This is a genomic window from Nonomuraea spiralis (assembly GCF_014648435.1).
GTDB lineage: Bacteria > Actinomycetota > Actinomycetes > Streptosporangiales > Streptosporangiaceae > Nonomuraea > Nonomuraea spiralis.
On sequence record NZ_BMRC01000007.1, the window covers coordinates 499,663 to 509,505 of the forward strand.

Below are 9,843 nucleotides of genomic sequence, written 5' to 3' on the forward strand. Positions count from 1 at the left end.
ATGAGGTTGCTCTCCGTAGCCGTCGCGGTCTCGTTCCTGGCCGCCGTACCGACCGCCGCGCAGGCCAGGGCGGGCACGATCTACTACGTCGATTCCAGGGCCGGTGACGACGGCGCGGCCGGCACCAGCGCCGACAAGCCCTGGAAGACGCTGGAGAAGGTCAACGCCGCCGACCTCAAGCCGGGCGACACCGTCAGCTTCAAGCGGGGCAGCAGCTTCACCGGCCCGCTCATGCTCACGGCCAACGGCACCGCCAACCGGCCCATCGTCATCACCTCCCACGGCGCCGGCGCCATGGCCAGGATCAGCGGCGACGAAGGCGACTGCGTGGTCGCCAAGGGCGCCTACTGGCGCATCAGCGGCCTGCGCGCCTCCCGCTGCCGGTGGGCCGGGTTCGCGCTGCGCGGCCACCACATCGTGCTGACCGGCGTGCAGTCCGACGGCAACGTCGCGGGCGTGTGGGTCACGCCGTCCGGCTCGCACAACACCGTGCGCGACAGCACGCTGACCGGCAACAACAGGATGAGCGTCAACGACGAGGGCGGCGACAACGACTCCGGCGCGTTCGGCGTGCTGCTCAACGGCGACGACAACCTGGTGACCCACAACACCATCACCGGCAGCTACGCCAAGAGCCACGACTACGGCACCGACGGCGCCGCGGTCGAGATCTTCAACGGCGACCGCAACCGGATCACCCACAACATCTCGCGCGACAACGAGACCTTCACCGAACTCGGCGCCCAGAAGGGCAAGACCGCCACCGGCAACATCTTCGCCTTCAACGTCGTCACCTCCAGCCGCAGCCGCGGCTCCTTCCTCATCACCCGCGGCCCCGGCCACGTCGTCGGCCCGGTCAAGGGCACGATCGCGGTCCAGAACTCGGTCTACCTGCCGGCCAAGGACACCATCGGCTGGTCCTGTCACGACGGCTGCTCGCCGTCCATCCTGAGACTGCGCAACAACGTGATCGCGGTCGGCGGCGAGGCGGGCTGGGAGGACGGCAAGGGCGCCGACGACGGCGGCAGCGTCTACTTCGGGCGCAAGCTGGTCTTCAAACTGGGCCCGAAGTCGGTCAAGGCCGACCCGCTGTTCGTCTCCCGCACCGACCTGCGCCTGCGGCCCGGCTCCCCGGCGCTGGGCCGCGGCCTGCCGCTGTCGCCCACCTGGTACGGCGGCACCGCGCCCGGCCAGGACATCCTGGGCAGGCCGGTGCCCGCGTCGCCCGACGCCGGGGCCTACCAGCGATAGCGGTGTAGCCTACCGGGCATGGTTCCGGATCTTCGCCTGCCGCTGGTCAGGCAGCTCGCCGAGGCCGACGTGCCCCACCGCTTCTGGCACACCGCCGGCCCCGGCGGGCGCGTCTGGCTGTTCGAGAGCGTCGAGGGCGATGGCGACCACTGGGCGATCAGGCAGATCGAGGTCGACGCCGAGCGCGTCGCCCACCGCTACTGGTGGGAACGGCTCCAGGACGAACACGGGTTCCTCACCGACCAGCCGCTGGAGATCTGGGAGCTGACCGAGATCACCCGCGCGGCCTTCGAAGCCGTATGGGACGCCGCCTGACCGGGTCGTCGGCGCGGCGTCAGGGGGTGCGTTCCAGGACGAGGGCGTTGGCCAGGCCGCCCGCCTCACACATGGTCTGCAGGGCGTAGCGCGCGCCGCGGTCACGCATGGCGTGCACGAGCGTGGTGGTGATGCGGGCGCCGCTGGCGCCGAGCGGGTGGCCGAGGGCGATGGCGCCGCCGTTGACGTTGACCTTGGCCGGGTCGGCCCCCGTCTCCTGGAGCCAGGCGAGCACGACGCTCGCGAAGGCCTCGTTCACCTCGAACAGCTCGATGTCGGACAGTGAGAGCCCGGCGCGGCGCAACACCTTCTCCGTGGCCGGGATCACGCCGGTGAGCATGAGCAGCGGGTCGGAGCCCGTGACGGCGAAGCTGTGCAGGCGGGCCAGCGGGCGCAGGCCGAGCCGGGCGGCGGTCTCGGAGCTGGTGATGAGCACGGCGGCCGCGCCGTCGTTGATCGGGCTGGTGTTGCCCGCGGTGACCGACCAGGTGATCTGCGGGAAACGCCGGGCGTAGCCGGGGTCGGTGAAGGCGGGCCGCAGCCCGGCCAGGATCTCCGGCGTGGTGGCGGGGCGGATCGACTCGTCCCGGTCCAGGCCGGCGATCGGGGCCGTCTCGGCGGTGAAGTCGGCGGCGGCGGCCTTGGTGTGGGAGGCCACGGAGAAGGCGTCCATCTGCTCGCGGCTCAGCGACCACTTGGCGGCGATCAGCTCGGCGCTGATGCCCTGCGGGACCAGCCCCTCGGGGTAGCGGGCGGCCACCGAGGGCCCGAACGGGTCCGCGCCCGGCGGCACGTTCGACCACATAGGCACGCGGCTCATCGACTCCACACCGCAGGCCACGACCAGGTCGTAGGCGCCGGACATGACACCCTGCGCGGCGAAGTGCACGGCCTGCTGGGAGGAGCCGCACTGCCGGTCGACCGTGACCGCGGGCACCGAGTCGGGGAAGCCGGCGGCCAGCCAGGCGTAGCGGGTGGTGTTCATGGCCTGCTCGCCCACCTGGTCGACGCAGCCGCCGATGACGTCGTCGACCAGCGACGGGTCCACGCCGCTGCGTTCGATCAGGGAGCGCAGGGCGTGGGCGAGCAGGTCGACGGGATGGGTCCCGTGCAGCCCGCCGCCCGGTTTGCCCTTGCCGATCGGGGTGCGTACGGCTTGCACGATGACGGCGTCGCGCATCGCGGCCCTCCTGTCCGTTGGAAATTCCAACTCACTCTAACGCGAGCGAGTTGGAGTTTCCAATGCAGGGGTCACCGGGCGGCCAGGCCGTTGATGATCATGTCGAGGGCGATGTCGAAGGTGTGCTCGATCTCCTCGGGCGCGCCCGTCACGTGCCCGCGCGTCTCGGCGAAGACGAACCCCGACACGAACGCGTGCAGCACCTCGCTCGTACGCCGCAGCTCCTCCTCGGGCACCCCGGACGCGCGCAGGATGCGGTAGAGCGCCTGCCAGAGCGGAAGCTGCCGGTCCTCGACGAACTCGGGATGGTTGTGCACATAGCTCCACATGGCCGGATGTTGCTGGGCGTGCCGGTGGTAGGACAGGGCCAGGGCCCGGAGCTGTTCCTCCCAGGGAGTGTCGTCGTCGGGCGGCAGCGGCAGCCGGACGGTGATCGTCTCGCAGATGCGGGCCAGCAGCGCCTCTTTGCTCGCGACGTGGTGGTAGAGGGACATGGGGTTGACGTCCAGCTCGGCGGCCAGTTTCCGCATCGACAGCCCCTCGACGCCGCCCTCGTCGATCAGGCGCAGCGCCGTGGAGCGGATCTCGTCAAGACTCAGGGGGGCTCCCCTGCGCGCACTCACTGCCATACGGCGTATGGTAGCGTCAGCCATACGGTGTATGGCTACCCGAAGGGAGCACTCATGAGGCGTATCCCCGCCCCGCAGGGCCTGCCCGTCGTGGGCAACACGCTGCAGATCCCCGCCCACTCGCCCGTGGAGCACTTCGTCAAGGTCGCCGAGCGGTACGACGAGGGCATCTTCCGGCTGGAGGTCGCCGGTCGCACGATCGTGCTGGTCTACGACCCCGACCTGGTCGCGGAGGTGTGCGACGAGAGCAGGTTCGTCAAGCGCATCACCCCGCCGCTGTCGATCGTGCGCGACTTCGGCGGCGACGGCCTGTTCACGGCCGAGCCGCACGAGCCGGTGTGGGGGCAGGCGCACCGCATCCTGATGCCCGCCTTCAGCCAGCGCTCGATGAAGGCGTACTACCCGCAGATGCTGGAGGTCGCCGAGCAGCTCGTCACGTCATGGGCCGGCCGCCAGGGGCAGGACCTGCCCGTGGCCGACGACATGACCCGGCTCACGCTGGACACGATCTCGCTGACCGGCTTCGGCTTCCACTTCGACTCCTTCTCCTCGCCCGAGCTGCACCCGTTCCTGAAGGCCATGGGCGGCGCGCTGACCGAGGCCATGCTGCGCAACCAGCAACTGCCGTTCGTCACCAAGCTCAGGCGCGGTCACGAGGAGGCCTACCGGCGCGACATCGACACCATGCGCGCCCTGGTGGACGACGTGATCAGGCAGCGCCGCGCCGACGGCTCGGGCGGCACTAAGGACCTGCTCGGGCTCATGCTGGAGGCGTCCGACCCGCAGACCGGCGGCCGGCTGTCCGACGAGAACATCCGCAACCAGGTGCTCACCTTCCTCATCGCCGGGCACGAGACCACCAGCGGCCTGCTCTCCTTCGCCCTGTACAACCTGCTGCGCGACCCCCACACCCTGGCCAGGGCCTACGACGAGGTCGACCGGCTGCTGCCCGGCGACGAGCCGCCCACCTACGAGACGATCATGAAGCTCGACGTCATCCCCCGCATCCTGGAGGAGACGCTGCGCGTCTGGTCGCCGATCCCCGCCTTCACCGTCAGCGCCGTCGAGCCCACCACGATCGGCGAGTACGAGATCGAGGCCGGTCAGGGCGTCGCCGTGCTGCTGCCGTCGTTGCACCGCCACCCCAAGGCGTGGGAGCGGCCGGAGGAGTTCGACATCGACCGCTGGCTGCCGGAGAACAAGAAGGCCCACCACCCGGCCGCGTACAAGCCGTTCGGCAACGGTGAGCGGGCCTGCATCGGCCGCCAGTTCGCGCTGACCGAGGCCCGGCTGGCCCTGGCGATGATCCTGCGCCGCTTCGCGGTCTCCGACCCGGACGCCTACCGGATGAAGGTCAAGCAGACGCTCACCCTCAAGCCCGACGGCTTCACCCTGCGGGTGCGCGAGCGCCGCGCCCACGAGCGCACCGCCGCCGCCGTCCAGCGGGACGGGGAGGGCGAGCAGCACGACCTCGCGGTCACCGGCGTGCCACTCACCGTCGCCTACGGCTCCAACCTGGGCACCGCCGCCGACATCGCCGAGCGGCTGGCCGAGCGGGCCGGCCGGTCCGGCTTCGCCACCACCCTGACCACCCTGGACGACCTGACCCCGCCGGCGGGCGGCCTGCTCGTCGTGGTCGCCTCCTCCTACAACGGCAAGGCGCCCGACAACGCCCAGCGTTTCGACGCCCTGGAGGAGCTGCCCGACCTGTCCGGCGTACGGCTGGCGGTGCTGGGGTGCGGCAACTCGCAGTGGCCGACGTACCAGGACTTCCCGCGCCGGGCCGGCGAGAAGCTGACCGCCGCCGGTGCGGTGCCGCTCGTCGAGCGCGGCGAGGCCGACGCCGACGGCGACTTCGACGGCGACGTGACGGCGTGGACGGCCCGGCTGTGGGCGGCGCTGGCCGAGGAGTACAGCGCCCCGGCGGCGGCGGCCGGGCCGCGCTACGAGATGGACGTGCTCAGTGAGAGCGAGGTCAGGCCGGCCGTCGTCTCCGAGCGGGCCGTCCCGCTGACCGTGGTGTCCAACGAGGAGCTGACCGGCGACCCGGCCGGGTTGTGGGACTTCTCGGCCGAGGCCCCGAGGCCCGGCGTGCGTTCCGTCGTGGCCCGCCTGCCCGAGGGCGTCACGTACGCGGCGGGCGACCACGTCGCCGTCTTCGCCAAGAACGACCCCGAGCTGGTCGAGTGGGCCCTGCGCTGCCTGCGCGTCCCGCGCGAGCAGGTGGTGCGGCTGCGCGCCGCCGGGGCCACCCACCTGCCCGTGGACACGCCGGTGACGGCCGGACTGCTGCTGACCGAGTTCGCCGAGCTCCAGGAGGTGGCCACCAGGTCCGACCTGGAGGCCCTGGCCGCGCACACCGGCTGCCCGTGGACGCGCGGCCAGCTCGCCGAGCTGACGGCGAACTACGCCGACGAGATCCTGGCCAAGCGGGTCTCACCGCTCGCCCTGCTGGAACGGTTCCCGGCGGTCGAGCTGCCGCTGCCGGCGTTCCTGGAGATGGCCGGGCCGATCAGGCCGCGCTACTACTCGGTCTCCTCCTCGCCGCTGGCCGATCCCGGCCTGGTACGGCTCACCGTCGGGCTGGTCGAGGGGCCCGCCTGGTCCGGCAGCGGCACCTACCAGGGCATGTGCTCGGCGTACCTGGCCGGTCTGCGGCCCGGCGAGGTGTTCTTCGGGTACGTACGGGTGCCCGCGCCGCCGTTCCGGCTGCCCGCCGACCCGGCCACCCCGGTGATCCTGGTCGGCCCCGGCACGGGCTTCGCGCCGCTGCGCGGCTTCCTGGAGGAGCGGGCGCTGAGCGGGGCGAGCGGCCGGGCCGAGGTGTTCACCGGCTGCCGCCACCCCGACCACGACTGGCTGTACCGCGAGGAGGTGACCGCCTGGGGCGAGCGCGAGGAGGTGAACGTGCACACCGCGTTCTCGGCCGTGGCCGGGCATCCGTACCGCTACGTCCAGGACGCCGTCGCCGGGCACGCCGAGGAGGTGTGGGAGCTGCTGGAGCAGGGCGCCCACGTCTACGTCTGCGGCGACGGCCTGCGGATGGCCCCGGCGGTGCGCCAGGCGCTGCTTGATCTCCACCGGCGGCGTACAGGCGAGGACGGCACGGCCTGGCTGGCCGCCCTGGAGGCGGACGGACGCTACCAGCAGGATGTGTTCGCGTGATCCTTGAATGATCCCTGGTCGATCCCTGGTCGACCCTTGGTCGATCCTGGGAAAACCCCAGCTCAAACCGTCCCCCAAGTTCGACAACCCGGACTTAGCGCTTCATTCTGGGATATAGGCGGAGCATGCGCGACATATCCGTGGAACGTGCGTGAAACCTTTCCACGGCACTGTGGGAGCCTTCGTGGAAGGGGACGGGCAATGCTGCTGCGAGTGAGGATTTCGCTGCCGGACCGGCCGGGCGGCCTCGGCCAGGTCGCGAAGGCGCTGGGGACGCTCGGCGCCGACATCCTGCAGGTCACCGTGCTCGAACGCGAGACCGGCCGGGCCGTGGACGACTTCATCGTGTCCTGGCCGGGCCCGGTCAGCGCGACGGAGGTGTGCGAACGGCTGTCGGCGACGCCGGGCGTACGCGTCGAGGGCGTCTGGCCCACCCGCGACATGCCCGGCTCCGCCCCCGACTACGACCTGCTCATGCACGTGGCGACGGAACCGGCCCGCGGGCTGGCCACGCTGGTGGACGCCCTGCCCGGGTTGTGCGGCGCCGAATGGTCGGTCGCGGTCGAGGACGGCGCCGTACGGCATGCCTCGATGGCGGCGCCCGAGGTCGTGAACCTGCCCGAGCCGCCGCCGCGCGCGATCGCCCTGGACTCGGCGGACCTGCGCCTGATGTTGCTGCCCGTGGTGCCGCAGGGCCTGCACGTCGTGGTCGCCCGCGCCGGCGGGCCGGTCTTCCACCGGGCCGAGCTGGAACGCGCGGTCCGCATCGTGGACGTGGTCGCCAAGCTGGCCGCCCGCGCCTAGCCGATTGACCTTCGAAACATCAGACGAATAACGTGAGCCTCGACCGCCCCTCCCGCGCAGAGGACGTGAGGCCATGGATTTCGAGCTGTCCGACGAGCAGAAGGCCTTCCGCGAGACCCTGCGCGCCTTCGTGGAGAAGGAGATCCTGCCGGTGGCCACCGAGTGGGAGCACTCGGGCCGCTACCCCACCGAGATCGTCGAGAAGATGAAGCAGATGGGGCTGTTCGGGCTGACCGTCCCCGAGGAGTACGGCGGGCTGGCCGCCGACATGGTCTCCTTCGCGCTGGTCTTCGAGGAGATCGCCCGCGGCTGGATGGGCGTGGCCGGCACGATCGGCTCCCACTCGCTGGCCTGCTGGATGATCGCCAAGCACGGCACCGACGAGCAGAAGCGCCGCCACCTCCTCGACCTGGCCACCGGCGCCCGCCGCACCGCCATCGCGCTCACCGAGCCCGGCGCCGGCACCGACCTCCAGGGCATCCAGACCCGCGCCGTACGCGACGGCGACCACTACGTGGTGACCGGCACCAAGACCTGGATCACCAACGCCCGCCACGCCGACCCGCTGCCCGTCCTGGTCAAGACCTCGATCACCGAGCCCGCCCACAAGGGCATGTCCGTGCTGCTCGTCGATCCGGCCTCGCCCGGCTTCGGCGTCAGCCGCGACCTGCCCAAGCTCGGCTACAAGGGCACCGAGACCTGCGAGGTCGTGCTCGACGAGGTACGCGTGCCGGTATCGGCGCTGCTCGGCGGCGTCGAGGGGCGCGGCATGCAGCAGGTGCTCGGCGGGCTGGAGATCGGCCGCGTCAACATCGCCGCCCGCGCCGTGGGCGTCGCCCAGGCCGCCTACGACGCCGCCCTGGAGTACGCCCGGGGGCGCACCGCGTTCGGGCAGCCCATCGCCGACTTCCAGGCCGTCCAGCTCAAGCTCGCCGACCTGGCCACCGAGATCCAGGCGGCCCGGCTGCTCACGTACTGGGCCGCCTCCCGGGCCGACGGGGGCAACCGGGTGGACATGGAGGCGGGCATGGCCAAGTACTTCGCCTCGGAGGTGGCGCTGAAGGCGTCCCTGGAGGCGATGCGCATCCACGGCGGCTACGGCTACTCCCAGGAGTTCGTCGTCGAACGGCTCTACCGGGACGCTCCGCTGATGGCGATCGGCGAGGGCACCAACGACGTCCAGCGGCTGGTGATCGCCCGCGCCCTCGTCTCCGGCAAGGGCAGAGTCGGCTGGTAGCCGGACGCCGCGGCCTCGGCCTCCCTATCCTGGTCGGACGCGGACGAGCCGCGCCAGCCGGGGGGTTCCCATGCCTGACTCCGATCCCACGCCGCAGCACCACCACCACGGGCATCCAAACGAACACGGCCACGAACACGGCCACGGCCACGGCCACGGGCCGGGGGAGCGGCGGGGGGTGAAGGCGCTGGCCGCCAAGGTCGCGCACGCGTTCACCCCGCACAGCCACGACAGCGCCGCCAAGACCGACAGCGCCCTGGAGTCCAGCAGCCGGGGCATGCGCGTCCTGGCCGTCTCCTTCGCGATCCTCATGCTCACCGCCGCCGTCCAGGCCGTGATCGTCGTCGCGTCGGGCTCGGTCGCGCTGCTCGGCGACACCCTGCACAACCTGGCCGACGCGCTCACCGCCGTCCCGCTGGCCATCGCGTTCTCGCTCGGGCGGCGCGCCGCCACCCGCCGCTTCACCTACGGCTACGGCAGGGCCGAGGACCTGGCGGGCATCGTCATCGTCGTGCTCATCGCCGCCTCGGCGGCACTGGCCGGGTACGAGGCCGTCCGAAGGCTTCTCGAACCCCAGGACGTGCGGGCGCTCGGCTGGGTCGCCGCCGCCGCGCTGGCCGGGTTCCTCGGCAACGAATGGGTGGCCCGCTACCGCATCACCGTGGGCCGGCAGATCGGCTCGGCCGCGCTCGTGGCCGACGGCCTGCACGCCAGGACCGACGGGTTCACCTCCCTCGCCGTGCTCCTCGGCGCGGGCGGCGCGGCGCTCGGGTTCCCGATCGCCGACCCGGTCGTCGGCCTGCTGATCACCGTCGCCATCTGCTTCGTCCTGCGCGACGCCGCCCGCGAGATCTACCACCGCCTCATGGACGCCGTCGACCCCGCCCTCGTGGACGAGGCCGAACGCATCCTCGCCACCGTCCCCGGCGTCGAGCGCGTCGGCTCGGTACGCCTGCGCTGGATCGGCCACGCCCTGCACGCCGAGGTCGAGATCCTGGTGGACCACGCCATGTCCGTTGTGGACGCCCACGCCGTGGCGGTCGAGGCCGAGCACCGCCTGATCCACGACCTGCCCCGCCTGCGCGCCGCCACCGTCCACACCGACCCGTACGGACCGGACGGTGCCGACCACCACGCGACTCTGGCGACCCACCGCATCACCTAGATCGCTGATGTGAAATTCGGTGATCGGCTGCGAGCGTGACGAAGGGCGTCCATGGTCGGTGTGTGAAGACTGACCTAGACGCCCTTCTGATCGCACT

Annotated in this window: 8 protein-coding genes; 6 read left to right on the forward strand and 2 right to left on the reverse strand. The window is 71.7% G+C overall.

Going from position 1 to position 9,843, the window contains the following annotated elements; translation table 11 throughout:
• Both IEZ27_RS20535 and IEZ27_RS20540 read left to right on the forward strand, forming a co-directional pair.
• The gene (locus IEZ27_RS20535) at nucleotides 1–1,251 is read left to right on the forward strand and encodes a right-handed parallel beta-helix repeat-containing protein (protein ID WP_229824158.1); all 1,251 of its coding nucleotides are present in this window, start codon (nucleotides 1–3) and stop codon (nucleotides 1,249–1,251) included.
• Between the two features lie 18 nt (nucleotides 1,252–1,269).
• Entirely contained in the window at nucleotides 1,270–1,566 is a 297-nt protein-coding gene (locus IEZ27_RS20540; protein WP_189648711.1) for a hypothetical protein, read from the forward strand.
• A 19-nt stretch (nucleotides 1,567–1,585) separates the two neighbouring features.
• Here IEZ27_RS20540 and IEZ27_RS20545 read toward each other — a convergent pair whose 3' ends face one another.
• Nucleotides 1,586–2,746, reverse strand: a complete 1,161-nt coding sequence (locus IEZ27_RS20545) for a thiolase family protein (RefSeq protein ID WP_189648712.1) — start codon at nucleotides 2,744–2,746, stop codon at nucleotides 1,586–1,588.
• A gap of 71 nt (nucleotides 2,747–2,817) precedes the next feature.
• Entirely contained in the window at nucleotides 2,818–3,375 is a 558-nt protein-coding gene (locus IEZ27_RS20550) for a TetR/AcrR family transcriptional regulator (RefSeq protein ID WP_189648713.1), read from the reverse strand.
• A gap of 54 nt (nucleotides 3,376–3,429) precedes the next feature.
• On the opposite strand from IEZ27_RS20550, the gene IEZ27_RS20555 reads away from it, so the two are divergent.
• The 4 genes from IEZ27_RS20555 to IEZ27_RS20570 all read left to right on the forward strand — a co-directional run bounded on the left by IEZ27_RS20555 (nucleotide 3,430) and on the right by IEZ27_RS20570 (nucleotide 9,746).
• A complete protein-coding gene (locus IEZ27_RS20555; RefSeq protein ID WP_189648714.1) occupies nucleotides 3,430–6,540 on the forward strand; it encodes a bifunctional cytochrome P450/NADPH--P450 reductase in 3,111 nt (1,036 codons plus the stop codon).
• A 213-nt stretch (nucleotides 6,541–6,753) separates the two neighbouring features.
• Nucleotides 6,754–7,344: an ACT domain-containing protein gene (locus IEZ27_RS20560; RefSeq protein WP_229824159.1), complete on the forward strand. Its 591-nt coding sequence runs from the start codon at nucleotides 6,754–6,756 to the stop codon at nucleotides 7,342–7,344.
• A 73-nt stretch (nucleotides 7,345–7,417) separates the two neighbouring features.
• Complete coding sequence (locus tag IEZ27_RS20565; RefSeq protein WP_189648716.1) at nucleotides 7,418–8,581, forward strand: acyl-CoA dehydrogenase family protein; 1,164 nt, start codon at nucleotides 7,418–7,420, stop codon at nucleotides 8,579–8,581.
• Between the two features lie 70 nt (nucleotides 8,582–8,651).
• Nucleotides 8,652–9,746 (forward strand): cation diffusion facilitator family transporter, encoded by a 1,095-nt coding sequence (locus IEZ27_RS20570; protein WP_189648717.1) that lies wholly within the window; start codon nucleotides 8,652–8,654, stop codon nucleotides 9,744–9,746.
• Nucleotides 9,747–9,843 lie beyond the last annotated feature (97 nt).